The following is a 26,622-nucleotide window of genomic DNA, read 5'->3' as shown; positions in this document are numbered from 1 at the left end:
TGAATACTCCTCTGTAATTTTGATTGGGTCTAAATCAAGCATTTAAAATACTTCTAACTAAAAGGCTTCTAACAAAGTAAAAGCTTATTGTTTAAGTTTCTTTAAACTTAGCTATTTGATACTCTAAGTGCTTTATTTTGTCGTGCAGTTGCTTTTGCCTTTGAATAAATCCTTGCCGCATCTTCTCGCTTAAAGTATCCTTTAATATATTATCATGGATGAGATAGGGAAAAGCTGATCTCTTAAGAGCAAGTTGGTAACGGGTTTCATATAAAGCGATCAAAAGATTCTTTCTCAACTCAACTAACTGACTAAGTTTCAGTGAGGTGTTTTGGGCATAGTCTTCATTTAAATTTTCCAAAATTAACTGAAGGATCTCAAAGTCGTCTCGTTTATATGCAGTTAAAGCCTTTTGGTAGAGCGCTTCTCGGGCTTTTGATTGCATAGGGTACAAAAGCGGGTGAGCCAGAGTGATTATTTCGCGATAAATCCCACGCATCGAACGCAATTCTTCTTCTGATAATTCTTCCTCGTATCCCCAATCGTCTGCTGCTTTAATCTTCTCTTCGATCTCTAGAATTAAACGGTGATAAGCCCCTAAATCTTTGTCCACTTCTCGTAGTCTGTGATCCTTTTCTTTTCCTATGTATGCTCTCATTATCTGATATTTTTTTTCTAAAGAAATGGATTGATAATGTTTCTGCAATAAATTTAACCATTCTTTGCCAACATTAAAATAGAATTGGTTTTCTAAATATCTACAATCCTTATAGAGCAATTCATCATATTCAAAAACGGCTTGAGTTAAATCTATTCTTAACCTATCTATTTCTTTTTGAAGAAGTGAGCGTCCCGGCAAGAGAAAAGTTTGTCCAAATTGTAACGTCACTCGTAGTCCCCCTCTCAAAATTTTATTCATCAATTCGATTATACATCAAATATTTTATAAAGAGTAAATAGCTTTCTCACTTAATTTGTAAAACTTGTTAAACAGGTTGGTATTCGTTAGAATAAGAAGTACACAAATTTAAAAAAAGATGAGTTAGACACTAATCACTAGGTCTTCAGCTAAGAAAGAAAGTAGGTAATCAGGTGCGCGTTTTACTTTATTCAGGTAACCTCGAACAAATTAAGCGTTCAGGCTTAGGCAAAGCTATCCAGCATCAACAAAAGGCTCTAGAGTATATAGGAATTGATTATACCATGAACCCGAATGAAGCTTTTGATCTATTGCATATTAATACCTACTTTCCTAAATCATATCTTTTAGCTGCCAAGTGTCGAAAGAAAGGGATTCCAGTTGTTTATCACGCCCACTCAACCAAGGAAGACTTTGAGAATTCTTTTCGCTTTTCGAACCTGCTCGCACCTAGTTTCAAACAATGGTTACTTACATGTTATCGTTTAGGAGACATTATAATCACACCTACACCCTACTCAAAAAGACTCTTAGAAAATTATGGTCTCGATCAACCTATTTATGCCGTTTCCAACGGCATTGACTTATCAAAATTTCAAATCACTAACAAACAAACAATTATTCGTAACTTCCGTGATAAATATGGTTATCAAGCTTGCGACTTTGTTGTTATGGGGATTGGCCTCTATCTAAAACGCAAAGGTATTTTGGACTTTGTAGAACTAGCCAAGCGCTTACCACATATTCAATTCATTTGGTTCGGCTATTTAGACCTGCGCTATGTACCTGATGAAATTAAAACAGCTGTCACCACCAAATTGCCGAATTTAAAGTTTGCAGGTTATGTCCCAAATGAGGATATTCGTGCAGGATTATTAGCTAGCAATCTTTACATTTTCCCAACCTTTGAAGAAACTGAGGGAATACCGGCGATTGAGGCTTGTGCCATGAAAACAGACTTTATCGTACGTGATATCCCTGTTTTTGACGGCTGGCTAGAAGACGGAGTAAATGTTCATAAAGCTAAAAACCTGGAAGAATTTCAGCAAAAAATCCAGCGAGCCTATGAAGGGCAACTGCCTTCTTTAGTGGAACCTGCCTACCAAATTGCGGTTGACCGTGATCTTCCTCAAATTGGTCAACAATTATTAGCCATTTACCAAGAGGCTCAAAAAATAAAATAAAAATTTAATCCCACCTTTGTCTCATACAAAGGTGGGATTATTTTAGCTTTCCTCTTCAAACTTCACTAAAAATTTAGCCAGTTGGTCCTTGTCTCTTGCTTTTTGAGCTTGCGAAATATTAAAGGGATTGAGGTAAAAACGAAAGAGTTCTTGGTCATTCGCATCTCTGACTTGAATCGCTTCTCCCTCGTCTGGATCATCATTAATCCGGTGAACTTGAGGGTATTTAGCTCGCCAATATTCTAGAGCTTCATTAGCAACCGCTTCCCTTAAAGTTGTATACATTTCTGCTTGGTGAGCAGGGATAAAAAAGGCGTCCACTTGAACCATCTCATCTATTTTATTTTTTGCGTTTTGCTTTTGTATTTTCTTTGTCATTTTACCAACCTAACTATTCTTTTATTGTACGGTATTTTTCTAAAAAAGCTAAATTCATTGATTGAGCATAGCTTTCAAGTGTACAAATCACAGCCTGATCATTGTTATTTCCAATTTTATATCGACATTGCATAGCCAAATCTTTATCTGCATTCTCCATCGCTATACTATATTGGACTTGAGTCATCATACTCTCATCATTTAAGGAATCTCCAAACGCCATAGACTCTTGTGGGGTGATTTGATATTTTTCTTGTAAATAACGTAGAGCGCTTCCTTTACCGCCTTCTTTATTATAAACATCCACCCAACCGTCTCCTGAAGTAACAGCTGTCACATCTTCGTAGCGTTCATTAATAATACGTGCTAAAATCTTATTCCGATCCAAAGTATCTTGAGTAGCAATAGAGATCTTAGTGACTACTGAATCTTCCGGCAACTCTGAAAATTGAGGAATATATTTTACATCCTTAGCATAACGGGATATAAAATCATATAATGCACCTTTTGTTTCTCTGAAAAAAGCCGCATCTCCGAGACCTAAAACAGGAGAATAAGCTCGGATTTCGTCTAAAAAGTCAACGATTTGCGTAAAATCTTGATAATCAATCCCGATTTTCTTTAGCGTTTGATCGTTCTTGACAATATAATTACCATTATCACAAGCAAAATACAGTTCTGGCCAGATTGATTCTTCAAAATAATCCGCTATTTTCTGATAAGAATTACCTGTAACGATTGCTACAATAACCCCTTCAGCTCTTAATTGCTTTAAAACGCGATTAAATCGATCACGGTCATAGGTTTTATCTGTTCTGAGCAGTGTTCCATCCAGGTCAATTGTAATGAGTTTTAAAGTCATAGAAATTAATGCTCCTTTTTATTATTGCTAGAAGTGATAAGTGGTTCCGAATTTTAAATTAATGCCTTCTCTATCCGATTATACCGTTTTTTGAAAAAATCATCATCCTTTAAAAAAATTTATTCACTATTTTTTAAACATACCTGTAATCGAGCGTGTAATAACTCGCCCAATTTCTCGACCGACCTGACTCATCATATTTTTAGTAAAGCGGTCAAGGTTCGAATCCGTACGTCTGGTCCCTGATTTAACTGATTGCTTAACTTTGTTTGCTAATTCTGCTTCTAACTCCTTAATTCGTTGATCAGGTGTTATGTCTTTTTGATTTTGATCAATCGATTCGATTAACTCTTCTTGTGTATCTTGCATGACTTTGTTTAATTGCTCATGGGCCGACTCACGATTGAATGTTTCGCCATATTTCTCAATAAGACTTGAGTGATTGATTGTTTTCAAAATGGTTTGTGGGTCGACAAGACCTAATTTGCTCATTGGCGGATATATCATTACTTGTTCAGCAATACTCGGAGTGCCTTCTGAATCTAAAGTCGAAACGACGGCTTCTCCCGTCGATAATTCTTGAATCACTTTTTCTAAATTCATTTTTGAAGTTTCGGATTGACGAAACGTTTGACTAACAGCCTTAACAACCTTCAGTTCTTTTGGAGTAAAGGCCCTTAAGCCATGTTGAATGCGATTAGCAAGTTGAGACGAGACACTATCTGGTAAATCCATCGGATTTTGTGTCACAAAGAAAATACCCACACCTTTAGACCGAATTAACCGAACGATTAACTCAATTTTTTCAACTAAGGCTTTTGGCGTATCTTTAAAGAGAACATGCGCTTCATCAAAGAAAAAGACCATTTTAGGCTTTTCTAAGTCCCCTACTTCTGGCAGGCTGTCAAACAACTCTCCTAATAAAGCAAGTAAGACCATCGCATATAATGTAGGTGTTTGATAGAGCTTAGTAGCATTTAAAATATTAATAATTCCTCGACCTGAATCATCTAAGCGCATTAAATCTTCGATTTCAAGACTAGGTTCTGCAAAAAACTCAGCTGCTCCTTGTTGCTCCAGCACTACGATACTACGTAATATAACCCCAATCGAAGCCTTCGATATATTTCCATAGGCACTACTTAACTCCTTAGCATGCTCACCAACAAAATTTAACATGGCTCTCAAATCAGTTAAATCAATTAATAAAAGCCCTTTTTCATCTGCAACTGAAAATACAACATTTAAGATACTCGTTTGGGTTTCATTTAAACCCAATAGATTAGCGAGAAGAATAGGCCCCATTTCAGAAACAGTTATTCTTAGCGGAAGACCGGATTGTCCACTCGCATCCCAAATTTCGATGGGAAAAGCCTGGTTTTCATAATTTTCATAATGCGTGGCTTGAATTCTTTCTATCAGCCCTTCAGAACTACCTGCTTCAGCTAAAGAAGTCAAATCGCCTTTAATATCTGATAAAAAAACCGGAATACCTGCTCGACTTAACTGCTCGGCAATTACCTTGAGGGTTACTGTTTTTCCTGTTCCTGTCGCTCCTGCTATTAATCCGTGTCGATTTAGCTTGTCGATACTCAAACCAACCGCTTTAGAACCATATCCAAACATTAACTGTGAATTCATTTTGACTCTCCTTTACGATTCATCAGATTAATTTTAGCATACTCTTTTGTGATCAGCACCTAATTATCAATTAACAAGGAGGTTTCTTATGAAAAGATAAAAACCTCACCCTCTAATCAACAATTAGAAAGTGAGGCTTAAAATTTTAAATTATTTATCTTGGTCCTGATTTCTTTTTCTTAAAGTAATTAGAAGCGTTCCTCCAACCACTAAGACTCCTGCTATAAGATAGATGACTTTAGAAGTAGTTTCTCCTGCCGTTGGTAAATTACCTTTATCAGCTTCTTTACGATCGGTAGATTTTTTTACGACTACGGTTTTCCCATCTTCTTGAGTTTGACTCGTACTTGTTGTCGTTTGATCCGATTTAGCATCCCCATATACTAGAGCAATCATACCAAGCCCTTGACTATCAATACTAGCTGTTTGCTGATTGACACGTATCTTCAAAGGTTCAACTTGTAGACCCTTTATTTTCACTGCTTCTACTTGGCTATTAATAGGGCGAGTAGGTAACTTGATCAAGGTTGGATTCTCAAGCGTAATTTCATTGCCGTCTTTATCAAAAGCTTTCACTTGATAAGCTACATAATCTTTACCTTTTAATGCGGCAGGAAGATTTGCAGCATCAATCGCTACATTTTGGATCAAAACCTTTGCAACCTTTTTAGCATCTGACTGAGTTAGAAGGACTTCTCCTCCATGTTCTAAGTCTTTAAAGACCCTTTCAGGAACCTTCGATTCCTCAGTAACAGTCGTTGTGATTTGACTTGTGGTCGTCTGCTCTTTAGTTGTTTCAGCTACCGTTGTAGTAGTAGGTTCTTTTGTAGTTGGCTCTTGAGTTGTTGTGATCTCTGTAGTAGTTGTTGGTTCAGCAGTAGTTGTTGGCTGCTCAGTCGTTTTAATTTCTTCTAATTGATAGGTTAAATCAGTTTTTTGATTCGCCTTTACTTCAATTTTCTCTGGAGAAATTTGATCAAGGCGATAGCCTTCAGGAACAGCAACTATCTTGACAAGGTATTCTCCAATAGGCATTTCTTCAATTAAAGCTATTCCTGCTTCATCAGTCTCTACTGAAATGTCCCCGACTTGTAATTGGACCTGACCTAATCCTTGGCCTTGACTATCGCTCACTGCTATTGAAACCTGACCAACTGTTGCTTCTTTTTGAATGGTTACAACTTGCAATTCAGGCTCTTCCTGATCTACAGCGACATCCAAGAGAGTTCCTTCAGCTATATAACCTTCCGGAGCTTGACTCACTTGGTATTGATAGCTACCTAATGCAAGATTATTGGCTGTAGCCATTCCCTCGCTGTTAGTCACTATCTCTTGTTCTTGTCCTGTCTCCTTATTCACTAATAGCAAACTTGCATCTTCAACAGGTTCAGCATTTTGATCTTGAACTTTAATATTTAAAACCGCCTTGGGTTCTTCAGTGGTGGTTGTCGGTTCCTCAGTGGTGGTTGTCGGTTCTTCAGTGGTGGTTGTCGGTTCTTCAGTGGTGGTTGTCGGTTCTTCAGTGGTGGTTGTCGGTTCTTCAGTGGTGGTTGTTTCAAGTGTCGTAGTAGTATTGTCCACTTCAAAAGTAAGCTCGACAGTTTGTTGATCTATAACTTCAACATTTTGTACATTTCCATCTATTTTTTCCTCACCTGGGACAGATAAGAGAGTAACATCGTAATTACCTACCGGCAAGGAATCAATTAAAATATAGCCATCGGCATTGCTCGTATAGGTTTGATCACCCGCTTGAACTTCAGCTTGGTCAATCGGTTGTCCTTGCTTATCGGTGATTTGAATACTCATTTGGCCTACTTGAGCTAACTTAGTAATTCCAATGACTTGGCGATTTTCTTCTCCCGCAATAATTTGGGCATCAAGTACAGTACCTTCAGCAGAATGCGTTTCGGGTGTTTCAACTACCTGATACTGATAATTACCAGCTGGAATTTCTGAAGCTTGAGCAATCCCATTCTCATCGGATATCAATTCTTGATTTGCTTGGGGCTCTTCAGTATTCGTTAATTGGATCTTCACACCTTCGACTGGCATTTGATCTTGATCATATACTTCCACTTGAAAATCTGCTTGCGATTCTTCGGTGATTTCCTCAGGGCTTGCTTGACTAGTTTCTTCAATGCTAGTCGCTTCACTCGTTTCTGTTTCTTGACTACCATCTTCGGGCATTGATTCTATTTCTGGTGCTTGAGGATTTTGAACTTGATCCCCTACTAAATAAATATCAAACACTGGGCTAAAATCAAACTGGCTTTCATCAATGGTAAAAATAAAATCATAAACAGTGGATTGATCAGCTAATTCAACAATTTCTCCTGGATTAGCAGCAAGCTCTTCAGCTTCTCCTTGATTTTCTTTTCCTATTTGAACTTGATAGGGTTTAATTATTTGACCTTCTCTTTGAAAACTTCCTCCATCATATAAACGGAAGATATATTCTCCTGCGAAAAGTTCAATCGGCTGGTGGTCCGTATCATCACTGCGATACGAATAAACAACTGATTGAGTAGCCTTATCAATAATATCGAAAGAAATCTCATTTTGAGTTTGTGGGGCATTCTCATCAATTTGTAAAAAGATATTAAATTCGGGACTAACATATTGGGTTTCAACTTCTGTTTCAACACGCGCTAAAACTTCTTGAGTTTCAAAGAAAGGAACAGCCAATAAATTACCGACTAAGAAAAAAGATACTATATTTTTTCTTTTAAACATTATCATTACCTCCTTAAATTCTGTGGTTCATCTACATATTTACTTTACCATAAATCTTGTGAAAACGATCTTAAATCGCTTAAATATCACAATTTATTAAGGTTTTTCCAAATATTCATCAATCTTTCTTCAAATTTAAATAATCAACACTTTTTTTTTTAGACATAATTTTTTTAAAATGTTTGCATAAAAAAGTTCTATTGATTATAATTTAGCTAGATGTTCATAAGGGAGTAACTTAAGATAGTTTCTATCTTGGCTGTATCAACAACGATAAGTAGTTTTTTGCTACTGGTACAGTCTGAAAAAGTGAGACTTATGCCGTTGAGCGCAGCTTTGTGTTGCCCAAGTGGCATAAGTCTTTTTCTATTCAATAACAAACTTATCAACACGAAATTTAAAGGGAGGAAAGTTAATGTCAACCAAAGATATTATTGCGTATGCTAAATCCGGTCAAGAGATTATTAGCAAACTCAATACAAATATTCAAACAGGTTTAACTCAAGTAGAAGTAAAATCGCGTTTGGAGCAATACGGTGAAAACACACTTAAAGAAGAAGAAACGAGGTCACTTCTTCAAAAATTTATTGATCAATTTAAGGACTTTATGATTATCGTCTTGTTGGTTGCTTCGATTGTATCTGCATTTGTAGGTTATATGGAAGGGGAAGGGCCTACTGACTCAATTATAATCTTGATCGTCGTACTTTTGAATGCCATTTTAGGTGTTTTTCAAGAAGCAAAAGCTGAAGATGCCATTAACGCTTTACGCGATATGTCATCTCCAGAAGCTAATGTATTGCGTGATGGATCTTTCAGCAAGATAAAATCAACCGAACTCGTTCCAGGAGATATTGTTAGTTTAGAAGCAGGTGACATCGTCCCAGCTGACTTGCGCTTAGTCGAAACAAACTCCTTAAAAGTCGAAGAAGCTGCTTTAACCGGTGAATCTGTTCCAGTGGAGAAACATGCTGAGCAAATTATCGAAAAAGAAGCAGGTATTGGTGATCGGTCAAATATGGCCTATTCCTCAACAAACATTACTTATGGTCGAGGACTTGGTGTAGTAACCCAAACAGGAATGGATACAGAAGTGGGTCATATTGCCGCCATGCTGTCTTCAACCGAGAAACAGCTCACTCCACTCCAAAAAGACCAAGAGAAACTTGGTAAAACCCTCACTTACTTAATTATTGCCATTGCTATTTTAACTTTTATTGTTGGGGTTTTCTTCAAAGGTTTCTCTCCTATTCAAATGCTTTTAGTATCTATTTCACTAGCTGTAGCGGCTATTCCGGAAGGACTACCTGCTATTTCAACCATTATTCTTTCACTAGGTACACAGACCATGGCTGAGCGAAATGCTCTAGTAAGGACCCTACCAGCTGTAGAAACTTTAGGATCTACTAAGGTGATTTGTTCCGATAAAACGGGTACGCTAACACTTAACCAGATGACAGTTGAAAAAGTTTATTATAATGGAAAGTTATATGATGCCAAAGACCCAATAGATGTAACTGGTGAATTTATTCGTTCTTTTGCTTTCCCCAATGACACTAAAATTGACGCGCAAGGAAATGTCAGTGGTGATCCAACGGAAACAGCCCTTGTTCAATATGCTTTAGACCATGAAATGGATTTAACAGATCAATTAAACCAATTCCCTCGTGTTGAAGAAATACCCTTCGATTCGAGTCGTAAGTTAATGTCGACGATCCATAAAGCAAGTGATGGTCGCTTCATAGTCTTTGTAAAGGGCGCTCCCGATCAATTGATACAACGGTCTAAGCACATTCTAAAAGACCAAAAAGTGCTTGAAATGACTTCCACAACCAAAGAAGAAATTCTAGAAGAAAATGCGAAGTTAGGTCGTCAAGCATTGCGCGTCCTGGCTGGAGCCTTTAAAATCATCGACGAAATTCCGACTGAGGTTACAACAGAAACACTTGAAAATAATTTAGTTTTTACTGGTTTAGTTGGTATGATTGACCCTGAACGAACAGAAGCTAAAGCTTCCATTGAAAAAGCTCGCCTAGCAGGAATTCGTACGGTCATGATCACGGGCGACCATGCTATGACTGCTCAAGCTATTGCTGAACGTCTGACCATTTTAGATCCTAATGATAGTGAAAATGAACGTCATGTAATGACCGGTGACCAACTGGATGAAATTTCTGATGACCAACTGGCCAAAGAAGTAGAAAACTATGCTGTCTATGCTCGGGTCTCTCCAGAACATAAAGTTCGAATTATTCGAGCCTGGCAAGCTAATGATGCTGTCGTATCAATGACTGGTGACGGGGTGAATGATGCCCCTTCCCTAAAACAAGCTGATATCGGGGTTGGAATGGGTATAACAGGAACAGAAGTTTCTAAAGGAGCTTCTGATATGGTACTGGCTGATGACAATTTCCAAACGATTGTGGTTGCAGTGGAGGAAGGACGAAAAGTATTTGCCAATATCCAAAAGGCCGTTCAATTCTTACTTTCGGCCAACTTAGGAGAAGTTATCACCTTATTCACAGCCACCCTATTTGGTTGGGTGATTCTTGAGCCAATTCATATCTTATGGATTAACTTGGTGACTGACGTTTTCCCGGCCATTGCGTTAGGTATGGAAAAGGCTGAATCCGACGTAATGTCCCATCGCCCTCGGACCAAGAAAGATTCTTTCTTATCCTTTGGCGTAGCACCTTCCATTCTTTATCAAGGAATTTTGGAAGCCTTAATCACTTTATTTGTTTATTGGTATGCAGCTGAAGGACCTATGCACACTCATTTAGTGGGTGATGAGCGTCACGTGCTTGCAGAAACAATGGCTTTTATTACTCTAGGTTTAATTCAATTGTTCCATGCTTATAACGTCAAGTCTGTTTTCACTTCTTTATTTAGTCGCAATCCATTTGACAACAAGTGGCTCAACCTCGCTTTCTTGGTATCAGGTGCCATGTTACTAGGGGTTGTCCTTATCCCTGGCATTAGTCAATTTTTTGATGTCCATGCACTCACAGGCGGACAATGGGGAATAGTGATAGCAGCAGCTGTATCAATTGTAGTAGTAGTCGAAATTGTTAAATTAATCATGCGAGCAAGTGGCTTTACTGATAAATATAACCGTTAAATCTTACACTAAATAAAAAATGAGACAGAGCCCTCTAAATCACCATTGGTTGGTGATTTAAAGGACTTTGTCTACAGTCTGAAACTGAGACAAAGTCTCAGTTTTTTTGTGTGCTAATTTCTTATTTGTCCAGAGCCTTCAATTAAGTACTTGTAGGTTGTTAGAGCTTCTAAACCCATCGGACCCCGTGCATGAAGCTTTTGAGTTGAAATACCAATTTCACCACCAAAGCCAAAAACTTCACCATCTGTAAACCGCGTCGAAGCATTCACATAAACCGCTGCTGAATCAATATCATTCATAAAGTCCTGTGCCACTGAATAATCTTGGGTTATAATCGCTTCCGAATGTCCAGTTGAATAGCGACTGATATGTTCAATAGCTTGAGCATAGTTTTTTACAACTTTAACAGCCACTACTAAATCTAAAAATTCTGTCTTATAATCTTTTTCGCTCGCTTGGACAGAATAGGGTAGTAGTTTACGTGTTTGTTCATCTCCTAAAATCTGAACATTCGCATCAAACAAGGCATTTCCAATCTGCGATAGATGAGCATTCGCAAACGCTTCATCCACAACAATCGTTTCCACAGCATTACATACTGACGGACGTTGTGTTTTAGCATTCACAATAATAGCTTTAGCCATCTCAAAATCAGCTGTTTCATGAACATAAATATGGACATTACCTACCCCTGTTTCAATCACTGGTACTGTTGCATTTTGAACCACATTTTGAATGAGCTCAGCCCCTCCTCTTGGAATTAAGCAGTCAACATACTGATTCATTTGCATTAACTGCGTCACTAACTGGCGGTCTGGATCACTAATTAACTGAACACAATATTTGGATAAACCAACTGATTCGAGACCTGTTTGAATCGCTTCAACGATGGCGATATTTGTGGCAATTGCTTCCTTACCACCTCTTAATATGACCGCATTCCCTGCCTTTAAGCATAAACTGGATGCATCTGCGGTAACATTAGGACGCGATTCATATATTATTCCTATGACACCTAAGGGAACGGATCTTTGGCTAATTCGTAAACCTAAGTCATTCACCCATTGTTTACGCGTTTGAGCTAAAGGATCTGGTAGTTGAGCAATTTTCCGAATTCCAGCAACCATCGAAACAAAGCGTTTATTATCAAGGGTAAGTCTTTCAAGCATTGCTGTTGCCATACCATCTTCACGTGCGTTATTCACATCTTGATTGTTTTTTTCTAAGATAACTGTCTTCTGTTCTTCTAAAGATTTTGCCATCGCTAATAGGGCCTTATTTCGCGATTGACTATCTAGTTTTCGTAAAATTTCAGAACTCTCTTTAGCTTTTTGGCCAATCGCTAATAAATCCATGGTGGTATTTTTCATATTATCGGTCTCCTTTCCTATGAAAAAAAGTTCCTATCGTTTCTCCCTTGAGAATATCAAAAATGATCGATGGATCTGCTCCTGAAGTAATCACTAAGGAAGAGTTTGTCGTTAAGATCACTTCAGCTGCATTCAACTTAGTAGCCATACCCCCTGTAGAGAATTCAGAACCTTTACCCAAGGCCATTTGATGAATTTCTTCCGTCATTTCATTCACTTGGTCGATTAATCGAGCCTTCGGGTTCTGTTGGGGATTGGAGTCATATAAACCATCCACATCAGACAAAATAACTAGGAGATCTGCAGCTGTCATCTTGGCCACTATTGCTGATAAGGTATCGTTATCTCCAAACTTTGTTTGATGATTTAACTCCTCAACAGCAACCGCATCATTTTCATTAATAATCGGAACAATCTTTCGTCTAAGTAATGTATCCATGGCTACTTGAACATTTTGTAATGATTGCGGATAATCAATCACATCGCGTGTTAAAAGTATTTGGCCAACATTGACACCGTAATACTTAAAAAATCGCGCGTAATGCCCCATCAGTATCGTCTGTCCCACTGCAGAAGCCACCTGCTGATCGGCGATGGTTGTAGGATAATGTTCTTCATTTAATTCTTTACTTCCTACCCCGATCGCTCCTGAAGAAACGATCACAATTTCTTTACCTTCTTGAATTAAACTGGCACAAACATAAGCCAATCGATCCATTTTAGCAAAATTAATACCTTCATTGGACAAAATAGTGTTAGTCCCTAATTTTATAATAATCCTTTTTGCATTTCTTAAGTTTGTTCGATTCATATTTTATCCTCATTTTCTATTCAATAGCTCTATTATAGAAAACAATTTGATTAGGGTAAAGAGTGGTTGGCATTCTCGTTACAAATTGAAAAGAAAATGTTTTCTTTCAATAATGATTAGACATTTTGATGATACTCTTTGGGTTCAGCAAAAGATAATTTAGACAAATAATTCCGCAGTACCTGGCTATAGACTCTTCGTTCTATAATAATCGACTCTTCTTTTTGGTATTCTCTTTCTAAAAAGTCATAATACGTACCAGGTGTTTGAATACCAATGAGAGGAAAAAGATCTAATCCCATCGCTTCTAGAATATTATCAGAAAACAAAACACAATTGGTCCAAAAAACAAAATATGTCTGAAATTGTCCGGCTTTAAATTTATAAAAAACTGTATGATTCGTTTCACGCTTTAGTTTGCCAACGAAAGATTTTAGTACGGCCTTTGATTGTGGGTGCCATACAACCATTTCTTCTTTCATTTCAGACATTTTTTCTTCAATGAGTTGAGCTTGCTCTGGTGTAATAGCAATATCATATTCAACAATTGTGAGACGATTTCTTAAAGCGAATGCTAAATATTCTTCTTGGTCAATTAAGGCTAAAACCCCATCCCCAGCTGTATCAAACAAATTCCTAGAATCAACATCATGATTACCGTAAAAATAAACAACACCCTTATAAATAATATTCATATGTCCTACCATGTCAAAAGTAGCTGTTCCAACATGAATTTGAATGGTAATCCGATGGTCTTGATCTTTTGCTATACCTTTATCAAAAGTTTGAAGAGAAGAAGTCAGATCTGGATAAAGATCATTCACTCGTCCTGTAATTATCTCATTAATATTGTGAATTAACTTTTGGGGTAATAAGGCTGAAAAAATGACTGGCAGAGGGATTCTCAATGTTCGGCGCCAAGCTTGTTCTTTACGTGGATCAATCAGAGCAAACCGTCCATCATGAATATAAGTAATTCCTAAAAAAATTAAGTAGATACCTAAGCGAATCAGAGCTGGATGCCCCTGGCTTGTGGCTATAATACTGTCCAAAGCAAAAAATAAGTGTACCAGAGCAAAGGCTAATCGTTGATGACGCTCATGGGCCCCATCCTGACGCATGAGGTAATATGAAAAGAAATTTAAGATAGACATTATTAACTGATAAATCCCAATGGCACGGATCATCCATAAATAAGAATTCTCATGATAAATTAAAAGACCTATCGCAAAAAAAACTTGGGCTAAGACTATAAAGATTTGTAATCTTTTATCTTTTGGTGAACCATTAAATTTTTGACCAAATTTAAGATCCCATAAACGCATACTGCCCATTATGAGAATTGAGAGAGCTATGAACTGCATGATTAGATTCGCTGTCCCCACTTTAAACAAAACGAGACCCATACCAATTACCAGCAAGCTCAAGCCAAATATTAAATAAGAATGATTCCGTCTTTGTATCTTTTTCATCCCAGCTTCCCCCTTTCTACTCCTGATATATTTTATCATATCTCCTTAAAGAAAGTTGCTGACACGAACTTTTTACCTCTGAGGGTTACTGACTATTCTTATCGATTCGACTAAAAAAGCTACTGGTATATGCTATACTTATTTCAAAGTGAAAGATGGGAGTTTTATTATGTTTCATAACCCTTATGTTAAAAAAGTCTATTCCAATCTCCAAACAAAGTTTGCTCATCAAACCGAGTATCTTCAAGCAGTGAAAGAGTTTCTTTCAGCCATCGAGTTTCTCATCGATCAAGATAAAAATATGAAGAAAGAAGCAATCCTCGAGCGTCTTGTATCTCCTGAACGTATAATTACTTTTAGAGTTCCTTGGCAAGATGACCAAGGGCAGGTAAATATAAATTGGGGCTACCGTGTACAACACTCTTCTTTATTAGGCCCCTATAAAGGAGGATTGCGTTTTGATACAAGCGTTAATGAGAGTATCCTTAAATTCTTAGCCTTTGAACAAACCTTTAAAAATGTTTTAATAGGACTTCCCATGGGAGGCGGCAAAGGCGGTGCTGATTTTTCACCGCGTGGACGATCGGATCAAGAAATTATGCGTTTCTGCCAGTCCTTTATGACTGAACTAGCCAAACACATCAATGAAAAAATTGATGTTCCTGCCGGTGATATAGGGGTGGGTCAACGAGAGATTGGCTACCTATATGGTCAATATAAACGCGTCAAAGGAATTGAACTAGCAAGTTTAACAGGTAAACCGGTATTAGCCAATGGCTCGCTAGGACGAGAAGAAGCAACTGGCTATGGGCTTATTTATTTTCTTCAAGCTATGTTAGAGGAGGAAAATGAACAGATCTCACAAAAGCGTCTAATCATTTCAGGCTTAGGAAACGTAGGCTTAAACGCGATCCATAAGGCCGTTAGTTTAGGTGGGATAGTTGTAGCTGTTTCTAATAGCCAAGGCTCGCTTTATGATCCTCAAGGCATAAATGTAGAGCTATTGGAGAATATCATTAATCATCATAACAAGGACCTCTCATTCTATTCAAAAATGCGGCCTCAAGCTTCATTTTCCAAAGTCTCTATTTGGTCACGCTCAATTCAAGCGGATATTGCCCTGCCCTGCGCTACACAAAATGAAATTTCAGCTCATCAAGCAAAAAATTTAATCGCTAATGGCGTTCGTTATCTTGCTGAAGGTGCAAATATGCCTTGCAACTCAGAAGCAATTCAGATATTCAATCAAACCGACAACTTTATTTGGGCGCCTGGAAAAGCAGCTAATGCTGGAGGTGTGGCTGTATCCGGGCTTGAAATGTCGCAAAATGCCATCCGCCTTCAATGGTCATTTGACGAAGTGGATCAAAAACTTCAAAGCATTATGTTTACAATCTTCAAAACATGCCAAGCAACATGTCAAGAGTACAACCTAGGCAAACAGTACGCGGTAGCGGCAGATGTTGCCTCCTTCAAAAAAATCGTTGATTTAATTCGACTGCATGGACTTGTCTAATAAATGTTAAAAGTTAAAAAGAGTGGAGGTGAAAAAAGGTCACCTCCACTCTTTTTATTATAATTGATCAAAACAAAACTAACCCATTTGCATTTGAACCAGTGACTTCCAATCTTTCTTGCGATAGATATAAAAGCCCCAGACAACAATCAACATATTGGATATCAACATTGAAATCCAAATACCTGAAGACCCCAAATCGGTGAAATAACGTAGATACATTACAATCGGTACACGAATAAACCAGAGCCTTCCCAGAGACATCAGCATTGAATATTTAGTCTGACCACATCCTTGGAAAAAGCCATTGAAGGCTGCAAACAAGCCCATAAAGAAAATAATAAAAGCTGTATAAGCAAGGTATTCTTTGGCTTGAATCCATAGATCACTATCCGCTGATTCTTTAATAAAGATACTTAAAATCGGATCTTGGAACAGCATTATGATTAATGATGATATTACCGACATTAAGAGGATAAAAATAATAGCTCGTTTAAAAATCTGATTGGCTCTAGTATAGAGCTTTGCTCCCATGTTTTGACCAATTATGGAAGTCAGAGCCATTCCTACCCCCATTTGTGGCTGCATAACAATATCTGAGATACGATTCACCATAGAAAAGGCAGCTAGGGTGTTTGTACCATAGGAAGTGATCAAAGCATTCATAACTGTAAATCCAAGTGATGATCCCCCATAACCTAAGAAAGAGGGAAAGGCTAGTTTCATAATATGCTGACTAGTAGACCAATTGAATTTGATCCCTCTTAGTTGCGGTTGAATTCTAGACTGCTGATTTACAACATAAATCGCCATCGAAATTAAGACAATTTTTGAAATCACAGTCGCCCATGCGGCTCCTGCAATCCCCCATCCTAAACCAGAAATGTTGACAAAAGGAACTTGGTCATAGATAAATATCGGATCAAGTACTATGTTGATCATCATCGAAATAGCAGAGATAATAGTCAAAGTTTTTGTATTCCCTTGTGCATTCAAGATCGCTTGATAGGTAAAAAAAGCAAAATCAAACACAAGACCAATAAAACTTATTTTGAAATAGACAATGGCTTTTTCTAAAAAGCTACCACTGCCTCCCATAATGGTTAACATCCACGGCGTAGCTAAATAGCCTAAAACAGATAAAACGATACCTATACTAAGGGTCAGCAACAGCGTATTATCCACATAAGTTTGCACACGGTTATATTGCTTGGACCCCAAAAAATTGGATAAAAGCGCAGTAGCAGCTACCCCAATTCCCATTCCCAAGGAAATGAAAAGAAAATTTAAAGGCCAAGAAAAAGCCGATGCCGCAAAATCCTCTGCTGAAAGTTGAGCTAAAAATAAACCATCCGCTACTGTATAAAACGTACGAACGAGGTTATTAAACATTAACGGGGCAGAAATCATTAAAATAACCTTAAACATCGGACCCTGCGTTAAAAAATCCCTGTTATTCATCTTTGCTTTCAAACTTAAACACTCCCATAAATGAAGGAGTCAGTCAGCAGCGTGCCAACTGACTCCTTGTAAAATTTATTACTTTACTCTTATATTCTAGCGACACCTTCTTCAATTGCACAATCTGCTACCGCTTTGGCTACAGCGTCTGCAACACCATCCGCTAGAGGCGAAATGATAATATTGTCCGGACGCAGTTCTGCTTCAGGAAGCATCTCAGCAATTGCAATTGCTGCTCTTTCCTTCATTTTATCAGTGATTTCTCTTGCCCGTACTGATAATGCACCTTTAAAAATACCTGGAAAGGCAAGTACATTATTGATCTGGTTCGGATAATCAGATCTTCCTGTACCCACAATCTTTGCTCCAGCCTCAAGTGCGTCTTCTGGCATAATTTCAGGAATCGGATTAGCCATCGCAAAAATTAATGGTTCATTCATCGATTCTACCATCTCTTTGCTGACTGTATCTGGAGCAGAGACACCAATTAACACATCGGCACCTTTCAAAGCGTCAGCCAGTTCACCTTGCATTTTACTTGAATTTGTCAATTTTGCAATAGCTTTTTTAGCTGGATCGAGATCTGGGTTCCCATCATAGAGAATACCTTTACGATCTACCATAATGACTTCACCAAAATTCATCTGAATTAATAATTTAGCAATTGCAATCCCTGCAGCTCCAGCACCATTAATCACCATTTTCAATTGACCCATTGGCTTTTTCGTTAATTTAATAGCGTTAATCAAAGCTGCTGCTGTAACTATAGCAGTTCCGTGTTGATCATCGTGGAAGACAGGAATATCTACTCTTTCTTTTAACTTTGCTTCAATTTCAAAACAAGTCGGTGCTGAAATATCTTCTAAGTTTATACCACCAAAACTTTTTGAAATCATAGCGATGGTATCCACTATTTCGTCCACATTTTTACTATCGACACAAATTGGGAAAGCATCGACATCAGCAAAGCGCTTAAATAAAGCACACTTACCTTCCATCACAGGCATACCAGCTGCAGGCCCAATATCTCCTAATCCTAAAACAGCCGTCCCATTTGTCACAACCGCGACTAGATTATTACGGCGCGTTAATTTAAAAGATTCTTCATAATCTTTAGCAATGACACGACATGGTTCAGCTACCCCTGGCGAATACGCCAAAGATAAATCTTCTGCATTGTCAATTTTAGCACGGCTGACAACCTCAATCTTACCTGCTAAATCATAGTGTAATTTGAGTGATTTTTCATAAACGTCCATTGATTTACTCCCTTTCTTTTAAACCATAGTAGATGGATCAACTAAACGGTCAAATTCTTCTGCTTCCAAATAGCCTAATGCTAAACAAGCCTCTTTTAATGTTGAATCATCATTAAAAGCTTTTTTCGCAATTTCCGCTGCTTTTTCATATCCAATATGAGTATTCAATTTGGTAACCAACATGAGTGACTGGTCGACTAATTCTTTCATCCGTCTCTCATTGACTTCAATGCCAACCAAACATTTGTGGTCAAAAGAAGCAATGGCATCTGCTAATAATTGAACCGATTGAATAAAATTGTAGATCATTACTGGCATATACACATTTAATTCAAAATTACCTTGAGAATTAGCCATAGACATCAAATTATCATTCGCCATCACTTGAATAGCTACCATTGATAAGGCCTCACATTGAGTAGGGTTAACTTTACCAGGCATAATTGAAGAACCAGGTTCATTGGTTGGCAAGGTGATTTCTCCAATACCACTCCGTGGACCTGAAGCCAACCACCGCACATCATTAGCAATCTTCATCATGTCGCTGGCTAATGTTGCTAAAGCACCATGCGTAAAGACCAGTTCATCTTTACTAGATAGTGAGTGAAATTTATTAGATGAAGTTTTAATAGGTAGTTCAGTTATTTGAGCTAAAACCTGCGCAACTTTTTCAGCGTAACCCTCAGGCGTATTTAAGCCGGTTCCAACCGCTGTCCCTCCAAGAGCAATTTCATACAAGGGTTGTAAACTTAACTCAACCATCCGCTTAGATTGCTGGATAGAAGCCAACCATCCGCTCACTTCTTGACCAAAAGTAACGGGTGTTGCATCCTGTAAATGGGTCCGACCATTTTTGACAACATTGCGATATTTTTCTTCCATCTTAGTCAAGGTATTAATAATATGATCTAAAACCGGTAATAGTTGAGAATGTATCTTTACCATTGCCGATAAGTGCATGGCTGTTGGAAACACATCATTCGATGACTGTGACTTATTAACATGATCATTCGGGTGAAGCAATTTCTTGCCCGCAATTTCATTACCCCGATTAGCAATTACTTCGTTGACATTCATGTTGGTTTGAGTTCCAGAGCCTGTTTGCCACACAATTAAGGGGAAATGATTCTCCAAATCTCCTGCTAAAATTTCATTACAAACCTGCTGAATCAGTTCTGAGCGTTCTTGATCGAGTACGCCTAAAGTATGGTTCGCAATTGCGGCTGCTTTTTTTACCAAGGCAATCGCACAAATAACATCCCGAGGCATCTTCTCACTACCTATCTCAAAATTTTGATAAGATCTTTGAGTTACTGCTCCCCAATATCTATCTGCTGGAACCTGAATTTCCCCAAGCGAATCGTGCTCAATTCTAACTTTCACAAGCCTTCCTCCTTAAAATATATAACTTTAATTCTATAGGACTAATTATACACACTAAATTCTAGAATGAAACTCTTTACAATTAATTTTTATTCTTCTTAAGAAGCTCTAAAAAAGCTTCCACTGCTTTCGATTGATAGCGATCCTTTTTCCAATAAAAATTGACTGGTCGTTTAGCATTTTCACTTTCCAAACGATAATATTTAACTTGATCTTTATGATTAATATAATGAATCAACGCTTCACCAATAAATGAAATAGCAATACCGGACGACGAAATATTATAAGCAGTTAATTGTTGTTCAACTTCAAAAGCAATATTCGGCACAAAGTGTGCTTCTTGACAGATAGCTCGTGCTCTTGAGCCAGTATCATTAGTCACTTTCAAGAAAACAAAAGGTGTATGTTTAAATTCCTTTAAGTAGGTAAGGGGTAAATTGATTAAGTCAGAAGAATGGTTTTTAATATCTTTTAAACTTAACTGATAATCCTTTAATAATCCATTCACCTCAAATTTCTCAGGAACTGCCAACAATAAAGACTCATTTACAAATGGAAAATGATCATAATAGCGACTATCTAGAAAAGTATTATCTAGTAAAAGATCAATCTCACCTTCATGAAGCAAATCAATTAATTTGCTTGATGTTTCTTCAAAGAGATCAATTTGTATTTCAGGATAAATCGCATTGAATTTTGCCATTAGTTTAGGTAAAACCATGGAGGCAAAAAGACTCGTTCCCCCAATAGCAATTCGACCGTACTGTAAATTGTCCACTTTAGAAATATATTGTTGAAAATCAGCTTCAATACGCTGAATTTCTTTAGCGTTACGAATATACTCCACACCAAATTCCGTCAACTTAATAGGAATTGTCGACCGGTCAAAAATATCGTGACCTAAACGTTTCTCAATCCGCTTAACATTTGCACTCAATGATGGTTGAGAGACAAACATTTTTTCGGATGCTTTTGAAAAGGACTGTTCTTCAAATACAGTCAGCACATACTCTTTTCCATGGAACATTACCGCACCCCTTTATAAATTTTATATTATATCCAGTATAACTCAATCCATGTTGAAGTTAAAGCCCTTTCACTATATAATGAAAAAGAAATACAAATACTTTAGGAGGCATTCCATGAAAACATCTGAAACATTGGAATTTAGAGAAGAATATGATTCAATCGGTTCTCATCAAGTACCACAGACTGCTTACTATGGTGTTCAATCCATTCGAGCAAAAGAAAATTTTCCGATAACTGGTCAATTATTAGACCCTATTTTTATTCACAGTCTAGCCTATATTAAAAAAGCTTCGGCTATGACAAATGGTAAACTTGGACTTTTAGATGATAAGGTTGCGAAAGCAATTATTACTGCTTGTGAAGAAATATTGGCTGGTCAACTTCACCAAGATTTTATAGTTGATCCTATTCAAGGTGGCGCAGGAACTTCAATGAATATGAATATTAATGAAGTTGTTGCCAATCGTGCCAGTGAACTATTGGGCGAAGATAAAGGTAAATATAATTTAGTCCATCCGAATGACCATGTGAATTATGGTCAATCCACTAATGATGTGATTCCTACCGCCGGGAAACTCACTATTTACCAATTGACTCAAGGACTTTTAGAGGAAATGGAGCGTCTGGAAAAAACCCTTACTGATAAGTCTATCGAATTTAATGATGTAATCAAGATGGGACGGACTCAAATGCAAGATGCAATCCCAATTCGTTTGGGTCAAGAATTCAAGGCATATGCTAGTGCAGTTACCCGCTCTCACCAACGACTCACTCAAGTGATTGACGAAATGTTAGTGGTTAACATGGGGGCAACTGCAATAGGAACAGGACTAAATGCTGATGTAGAATATGTTAATCAAATCGTTCCTACCTTAGCAAATATAACTGGCCTTGAATTAAAACAAAGCGAAGACCTCGTTGATGGTACACAGCACATTGACTCTTTCGCAGCCGTTTCAGGTGTCTTAAGAACATTCGCACTTAGCTTATCTAAAATTGCCAATGACCTACGTTTGATGTCTTCTGGACCGAAAACAGGCTTTAATGAAATTAATTTACCTAAAAAACAAAATGGTTCATCCATTATGCCAGGTAAGGTTAACCCCGTTATTCCTGAAGTAGTTAGTCAAGTGGCTTACCGAGTAGTCGGTAATGACACAACGATCGCCATGTCCGTTGAAGCCGGTCAATTAGAACTCAATGCTTTTGAACCTGTAATTTTTTATTCACTTTTTGAATCCATCAAAATTCTTCAAAACGGTATTGCTACTTTCATTGACAATTGTATCGCTGGTATCACAGCTAACCCTGAACGTTGCCAAGAACTCGTTGATCAAAGCGTTGGAACGATCACTGCGCTTGTTCCACATATTGGTTACCAGAAGGCAGCTGAAATAGCTAAACGAGCATTGAACAATAACGAACGGGTCAAAGATATCATCTTATCTGAAAAATTATTAGATGAAGAGGAATTGGAAAGCATATTAGCTCCAGAAAAAATGACCAGTCCAGGAATCTGCCATAAATAATTAGCAACAAATAAACCATCTGACTTATCAGGTGGTTTTTCTTAGAAATTATTGATCCTTATAGAAAAAGACTTTGTAAGCATTTTAGCTTACAAAGTCTTTTTTGATTAATTACTTATTGAAGTAACTATTAATTCCATTGATAAGTCCATCAACTAATTTAGCTTGATATACCGAATCAGTTAATTTTTTTAATTCGGTCGGATTATCCATATAACCTAACTCAACTAAAGCAGCTGGCATGTCTGTCGTTCGAGTCACATGAAGATTTTGAGGACGTGTTCCTTGACTAGCTCCTCCTGTAGCAGCTACCAAGGACTTCTGTAGTTCTTGAGCTAACCGCTTTCCTTGAGTCAGTTTTTCATCCGTGTGATGTGATAAAGTGGAATATCCTGGCACATCTACCGACCGATCGTGGTAAAGAGTTAGGATTCCACTGGCTGTTCCTCTAAGATGTTTAGGCATGGCATTATGGTGAATACTTACAAAAATATCTGTCTTCAATTCATTTGGTAAATCGTCTCTTCTTGTAAGCGCCACAGTTGAATCATCTTTACGTGTTTCAAATACCGTATACCCTTGCTGTCTTAACTTATCAGCTACTTGACGAGAAATATTCAAGTTCAAGTCTTTTTCTAAATAACCATAAGAGCTGGCTCCTGCTTCAGCCCCCCCATGGCCTGCATCAATAAAGACACTCCGACTATTGACAGGAATAGTCTGTTTTACGGTTTTATCTGGAGATAGATTAAGACGTTGACCAACATAAATAACATTTGAATTCAATTTATTCCAACTTTTTAATTGATTTACGCTTACACCAAAGTGTAAAGCGATGCTATAAAGAGAATCACCCGATTTAACAATATAGTTATTAGCACTTGTCAATTTCTCTGGTTCCTTGATAGGAGGAGTTGGATTGACTGAACTTGCTTTGGATACCACCAAAACATTACCAGGATGGATCAAATTACTTGAAAGGTTATTCCACGACTTTAATTGACTAACTGTAATACCAAATTGATTGGCAATCTTAGCTAACCAATCGCCAGGACGAACCGTATAGGTCTCCTTTGAGAAAGTTGGTGCGGGTTGATCATCTTCAGTAGGTTGCTCTGGATTTGATGTTTGAGGAATGGCTTTGGAAACAAGTAATTTATCACCAGGATGAATTAAATTGCTGGATAGATTATTCCAAGATTTCAATTGGTGAAGTGTAATCCCAAATTGTCTTGCAATTTTATTTAAATAATCACCCGGACGAACTGTATAGGTCTTTGTGACACTTGGTTGACTGGGTTGATTGGGCTTATTCAGCTCACTATCGGAAGATTGATCTGGCGTTGGAGTTGCTACAGCTGATTTTGAAACTATTAAAACATTACCAGGATGGATCAAATCACTGGTTAAGTTGTTCCAAGACTTTAATTGGGTTACGCTAATACCAAATTGTATGGCAATCTTATTCAGATAGTCTCCCGGGCGTACCGTGTATGTTTTAGTTTTATTGGATTGACTTGACGGGTCGGGTTGACTTGGCTTTGTATCCAATGGTTGTTCCGGTTGCGGGTTGACTGGAGCTGATTTTGAAACCACTAAAATATTACCCGGATGAATCAAATCACTGGTTAAGTTGTTCCAAGACTTTAATTGGGCTACGCTAATACCAAATTGTTTGGCAATCTTATTCAGATAGTCTCCTGGGCGTACCGTGTATGTTTTAGTCTTATTGGATTGACTTGACGGGTCGGGTTGACTTGGCTTTGTATCCAATGGTTGTTCCGGTTGCGGGTTGACTGGACCTGATTTTGAAACCACTAAAATATTACCAGGATGAATCAAATCACTGGTTAAGTTGTTCCAAGACTTTAATTGGGCTACGCTAACACCAAATTGTTTGGCGATCTTATTCAAATAGTCCCCAGGACGTACTGTATAGGTGTTGCTCGTTGTTGAATTGTTCGACTGGATCGCTTGATTAGAAATTTCAGTCTGATCATTGACAGGAGTTGAATCATTTTGTGGATCTTGTGGTTCTTCTTCCTCTTTAACTGGCTGGTTTTCGGTCACCGTATTCTCTTTAAGATAAACTTTTAAAATATCCCCAGGATGGATTAAGTCACTAGTCAAACCATTTAACTGTTTCAATTCTTCCATAGTCATGCCATGGTTCACTGCAATTCGATAAACCCCATCTCCTGCTTTAACCGTGTAGGTTCCTATCGAACTATTCGTCTCTTGGGCAAAAACTAGTTCTACTGATTCCATGTGTGAAAAAGAAACAGCAGCTAGTACTGACATAGAAAGCGATAGGATACTATTTCTTAATACCTTATTGCTCATTTCGATATCCTCCATTTACTCATTTATTGTGGTTTTTTCATTACATAAATTATAGCATGCTTATTTCCCTATAAATGATTGAAACATAAATTTAATCTCTTGCTAAAACCTTGTAATAATTCTTAAAAAAGATCGAACAATTTTCCTGTTCGATCTTTTTTGTTAATATTTTTTAATAACGAGGGCGACCATATCCTTGAATATAAATGCTATCCCATGCAAATTCCTTACGAGCCACCATTCGTTTCGAATCATTAATAGTGGTATTGCCTTCAAAAGTTGTTATCAATCCATTGTTATAGGACTCAACGATTCCGATATGATGACCCCAACCATTACGATAACCATCCCAATTGAAGAAGATGATGTCTCCTGCTTTTGGCTTGGTAAGGCCCATCCAAATTCCTTTGTTTTTTACAATATTCTTATGACGTTCCACTCCGACTTCACGTCCGGTTAATCTAGACAATCCTGCTTCATCAGCAATGTGTGTAACAAAAGCATCACACCAGTCATCGTCATAAGTCAAACTGTAACCAACTGGTTTAGGATAAATACGATTATATGCATCAACGAGTGCTCTGTGTTCGGGTGAATACTTAGTTACGCCGAGATAACTACGAGCTATATCTAAAAGACGTTCAACATTTGCATTTGTAACTTCTGTTGGCTCGATATTTACTTTTTCTTGCGTTGGTACTTTAGAAATTAAAATTTTCTGTCCCACAGTTAAATGAGTGGTAGTTAGGTTATTTAACTTTTTCAATTCACTCACTTTGATTTCATGCTGCCAAGAAATTGTTTCTAAGCTGTCCCCTGCTTGAACAATGTGATAACTATATTCATAAGGGGTATGTTTTAATGATTGATTATCTTTATACTGATCGCCTTGATCTTCTACTCTGATCACTGGAGATGAAGGTTGAGCATCATTCACAATTAAAGCATATCCTTCATAAAGAGTGTTAGAAGTCATTTCATTCCATTTTTTCAAATTAGAAACAGAAACACCAAAGTTTTTAGCTACTGAATATAGAGAATCGCCACTTTGAACAACATAAGTTTTTACTTTGTCTTGACCAGTTTTATCGGGTGTATTTGGTTTAGGATCACTTATGTCATTGGGTTGAGAAACAAGTAAAATATCTCCCGCATAAATATAATTTGATCTTAGATTGTTCCAAGTTTTCAATTGGTTGACAGTAATACCAAATTGATCAGCGATCTTTGCTAACCAATCGCCAGGTCGGACGGTATAAGTCTTGCTCGTTGTTGGTTTGCTTGGTGTAGTCGGTTGACTGTCACTTGGCTTGTCTGGTGTTGGGGCTGGACTTGGGGCTTCTCCTTTGGCAACGATTAGAACATTACCTGGATGAATCAGGTCGCTGGATAAATTGTTCCAAGCCTTCAATTGATTAACAGTGATACCGTATTGACCAGCAATCTTACCTAACCAATCGCCTGGTCGGACGGTATAGGTCTTGCTCGTTGTTGGTTTGCTTGGTGTAGTCGGTTGACTGTCACTTGGCTTGTCTGGTGTTGGGGCTGGACTTGGGGCTTCTCCTTTGGCAACGATTAGAACATTACCTGGATGAATCAGGTCGC

18 protein-coding genes are annotated in these 26,622 nt (G+C 37.7%); 4 read left to right on the top strand and 14 right to left on the bottom strand.

Annotation, left to right across the window (positions count from 1 at the left end; genetic code table 11):
• Nucleotides 1-91: 91 nt before the first annotated feature.
• Complete coding sequence (locus tag HF969_RS06295) at nucleotides 92-889, bottom strand: hypothetical protein (RefSeq protein ID WP_090289936.1); 798 nt, start codon at nucleotides 887-889, stop codon at nucleotides 92-94.
• Nucleotides 890-1,092: 203 nt separating this feature from the next.
• Here HF969_RS06295 and HF969_RS06290 point away from each other — a divergent pair, with 203 nt between their 5' ends.
• The gene (locus HF969_RS06290; protein ID WP_090289935.1) at nucleotides 1,093-2,103 is read left to right on the top strand and encodes a glycosyltransferase; all 1,011 of its coding nucleotides are present in this window, start codon (nucleotides 1,093-1,095) and stop codon (nucleotides 2,101-2,103) included.
• 42 nt (nucleotides 2,104-2,145) lie between these two features.
• Here HF969_RS06290 and HF969_RS06285 read toward each other — a convergent pair whose 3' ends face one another.
• The 4 genes from HF969_RS06285 to HF969_RS06270 all read right to left on the bottom strand — a co-directional run bounded on the left by HF969_RS06285 (nucleotide 2,146) and on the right by HF969_RS06270 (nucleotide 7,720).
• Complete coding sequence (locus tag HF969_RS06285) at nucleotides 2,146-2,481, bottom strand: hypothetical protein (RefSeq protein WP_090289934.1); 336 nt, start codon at nucleotides 2,479-2,481, stop codon at nucleotides 2,146-2,148.
• A gap of 13 nt (nucleotides 2,482-2,494) precedes the next feature.
• Entirely contained in the window at nucleotides 2,495-3,343 is an 849-nt protein-coding gene (locus HF969_RS06280) for a Cof-type HAD-IIB family hydrolase (RefSeq protein WP_090289933.1), read from the bottom strand.
• A gap of 126 nt (nucleotides 3,344-3,469) precedes the next feature.
• Nucleotides 3,470-4,984, bottom strand: coding sequence for a helicase HerA-like domain-containing protein (locus HF969_RS06275; protein ID WP_090289932.1), 1,515 nt, complete (start codon nucleotides 4,982-4,984; stop codon nucleotides 3,470-3,472).
• 150 nt (nucleotides 4,985-5,134) lie between these two features.
• Nucleotides 5,135-7,720: an LPXTG cell wall anchor domain-containing protein gene (locus tag HF969_RS06270; RefSeq protein ID WP_090289931.1), complete on the bottom strand. Its 2,586-nt coding sequence runs from the start codon at nucleotides 7,718-7,720 to the stop codon at nucleotides 5,135-5,137.
• 415 nt (nucleotides 7,721-8,135) lie between these two features.
• Here HF969_RS06270 and HF969_RS06265 point away from each other — a divergent pair, with 415 nt between their 5' ends.
• Entirely contained in the window at nucleotides 8,136-10,841 is a 2,706-nt protein-coding gene (locus tag HF969_RS06265; protein WP_090289930.1) for a cation-translocating P-type ATPase, read from the top strand.
• A 113-nt stretch (nucleotides 10,842-10,954) separates the two neighbouring features.
• On the opposite strand, the gene HF969_RS06260 is transcribed toward HF969_RS06265, so the two are convergent.
• The 3 genes from HF969_RS06260 to HF969_RS06250 all read right to left on the bottom strand — a co-directional run bounded on the left by HF969_RS06260 (nucleotide 10,955) and on the right by HF969_RS06250 (nucleotide 14,497).
• A complete protein-coding gene (locus tag HF969_RS06260) occupies nucleotides 10,955-12,214 on the bottom strand; it encodes a glutamate-5-semialdehyde dehydrogenase (RefSeq protein ID WP_210727898.1) in 1,260 nt (419 codons plus the stop codon).
• A 1-nt stretch (nucleotide 12,215) separates the two neighbouring features.
• Nucleotides 12,216-13,025, bottom strand: a complete 810-nt coding sequence (proB, locus tag HF969_RS06255; RefSeq protein ID WP_090289929.1) for a glutamate 5-kinase — start codon at nucleotides 13,023-13,025, stop codon at nucleotides 12,216-12,218.
• 116 nt (nucleotides 13,026-13,141) lie between these two features.
• Nucleotides 13,142-14,497 carry a DUF308 domain-containing protein gene (locus HF969_RS06250; protein ID WP_090289928.1) on the bottom strand — a complete coding sequence of 452 codons (1,356 nt, stop codon included), beginning with the start codon at nucleotides 14,495-14,497 and terminating at the stop codon, nucleotides 13,142-13,144.
• A gap of 169 nt (nucleotides 14,498-14,666) precedes the next feature.
• Between HF969_RS06250 and gdhA the strand changes: the two genes are divergently transcribed.
• Nucleotides 14,667-16,013, top strand: coding sequence for an NADP-specific glutamate dehydrogenase (gdhA, locus tag HF969_RS06245; protein WP_090289927.1), 1,347 nt, complete (start codon nucleotides 14,667-14,669; stop codon nucleotides 16,011-16,013).
• 78 nt (nucleotides 16,014-16,091) lie between these two features.
• Here the strand turns inward: gdhA and HF969_RS06240 are convergent, their stop codons facing one another.
• The 4 genes from HF969_RS06240 to HF969_RS06225 all read right to left on the bottom strand — a co-directional run bounded on the left by HF969_RS06240 (nucleotide 16,092) and on the right by HF969_RS06225 (nucleotide 21,143).
• Nucleotides 16,092-17,441 carry an MATE family efflux transporter gene (locus HF969_RS06240; protein ID WP_245694841.1) on the bottom strand — a complete coding sequence of 450 codons (1,350 nt, stop codon included), beginning with the start codon at nucleotides 17,439-17,441 and terminating at the stop codon, nucleotides 16,092-16,094.
• A 122-nt stretch (nucleotides 17,442-17,563) separates the two neighbouring features.
• The gene (locus tag HF969_RS06235; protein WP_090289926.1) at nucleotides 17,564-18,733 is read right to left on the bottom strand and encodes an NAD(P)-dependent malic enzyme; all 1,170 of its coding nucleotides are present in this window, start codon (nucleotides 18,731-18,733) and stop codon (nucleotides 17,564-17,566) included.
• Nucleotides 18,734-18,751: 18 nt separating this feature from the next.
• Nucleotides 18,752-20,116 (bottom strand): class II fumarate hydratase, encoded by a 1,365-nt coding sequence (gene fumC, locus HF969_RS06230; protein ID WP_090289925.1) that lies wholly within the window; start codon nucleotides 20,114-20,116, stop codon nucleotides 18,752-18,754.
• 82 nt (nucleotides 20,117-20,198) lie between these two features.
• On the bottom strand, nucleotides 20,199-21,143 hold the full coding sequence (locus tag HF969_RS06225; protein WP_090289924.1) for a LysR family transcriptional regulator: 945 nt from the start codon (nucleotides 21,141-21,143) through the stop codon (nucleotides 20,199-20,201).
• Between the two features lie 115 nt (nucleotides 21,144-21,258).
• Here HF969_RS06225 and HF969_RS06220 point away from each other — a divergent pair, with 115 nt between their 5' ends.
• The gene (locus tag HF969_RS06220) at nucleotides 21,259-22,674 is read left to right on the top strand and encodes an aspartate ammonia-lyase (protein WP_090289923.1); all 1,416 of its coding nucleotides are present in this window, start codon (nucleotides 21,259-21,261) and stop codon (nucleotides 22,672-22,674) included.
• Nucleotides 22,675-22,785: 111 nt separating this feature from the next.
• Here HF969_RS06220 and HF969_RS06215 read toward each other — a convergent pair whose 3' ends face one another.
• Together HF969_RS06215 and HF969_RS06210 are read right to left on the bottom strand one after the other, a co-directional pair.
• A complete protein-coding gene (locus HF969_RS06215) occupies nucleotides 22,786-25,017 on the bottom strand; it encodes a LysM peptidoglycan-binding domain-containing protein (RefSeq protein ID WP_168427171.1) in 2,232 nt (743 codons plus the stop codon).
• 172 nt (nucleotides 25,018-25,189) lie between these two features.
• Nucleotides 25,190-26,622: LysM peptidoglycan-binding domain-containing protein (locus tag HF969_RS06210; RefSeq protein WP_168427170.1), on the bottom strand; the 1,433-nt coding region annotated here is incomplete at its 5' end.

This window comes from Facklamia miroungae (assembly GCF_012396555.1).
GTDB lineage: Bacteria > Bacillota > Bacilli > Lactobacillales > Aerococcaceae > Facklamia > Facklamia miroungae.
This window is presented reverse-complemented; position numbering and strand designations above follow the sequence as displayed.

What these genes read in the sequence shown, in the direction of transcription:
- HF969_RS06280 (WP_090289933.1), bottom strand. Translation starts at nt 3,343, where the DNA reads ATGACTTTAAAACTCATTACAATTGACCTGGATGGAACACTGCTCAGA.
- gdhA (WP_090289927.1), top strand. Translation starts at nt 14,667, where the DNA reads ATGTTTCATAACCCTTATGTTAAAAAAGTCTATTCCAATCTCCAAACA.
- HF969_RS06260 (WP_210727898.1), bottom strand. Translation starts at nt 12,214, where the DNA reads ATGAAAAATACCACCATGGATTTATTAGCGATTGGCCAAAAAGCTAAA.
- HF969_RS06225 (WP_090289924.1), bottom strand. Translation starts at nt 21,143, where the DNA reads ATGTTCCATGGAAAAGAGTATGTGCTGACTGTATTTGAAGAACAGTCC.
- HF969_RS06235 (WP_090289926.1), bottom strand. Translation starts at nt 18,733, where the DNA reads ATGGACGTTTATGAAAAATCACTCAAATTACACTATGATTTAGCAGGT.
- HF969_RS06250 (WP_090289928.1), bottom strand. Translation starts at nt 14,497, where the DNA reads ATGAAAAAGATACAAAGACGGAATCATTCTTATTTAATATTTGGCTTG.
- HF969_RS06270 (WP_090289931.1), bottom strand. Translation starts at nt 7,720, where the DNA reads ATGTTTAAAAGAAAAAATATAGTATCTTTTTTCTTAGTCGGTAATTTA.
- proB (WP_090289929.1), bottom strand. Translation starts at nt 13,025, where the DNA reads ATGAATCGAACAAACTTAAGAAATGCAAAAAGGATTATTATAAAATTA.
- HF969_RS06285 (WP_090289934.1), bottom strand. Translation starts at nt 2,481, where the DNA reads ATGACAAAGAAAATACAAAAGCAAAACGCAAAAAATAAAATAGATGAG.
- HF969_RS06240 (WP_245694841.1), bottom strand. Translation starts at nt 17,441, where the DNA reads ATGTTTAAGGTTATTTTAATGATTTCTGCCCCGTTAATGTTTAATAAC.
- HF969_RS06220 (WP_090289923.1), top strand. Translation starts at nt 21,259, where the DNA reads ATGAAAACATCTGAAACATTGGAATTTAGAGAAGAATATGATTCAATC.
- HF969_RS06265 (WP_090289930.1), top strand. Translation starts at nt 8,136, where the DNA reads ATGTCAACCAAAGATATTATTGCGTATGCTAAATCCGGTCAAGAGATT.
- HF969_RS06275 (WP_090289932.1), bottom strand. Translation starts at nt 4,984, where the DNA reads ATGAATTCACAGTTAATGTTTGGATATGGTTCTAAAGCGGTTGGTTTG.
- HF969_RS06215 (WP_168427171.1), bottom strand. Translation starts at nt 25,017, where the DNA reads ATGAGCAATAAGGTATTAAGAAATAGTATCCTATCGCTTTCTATGTCA.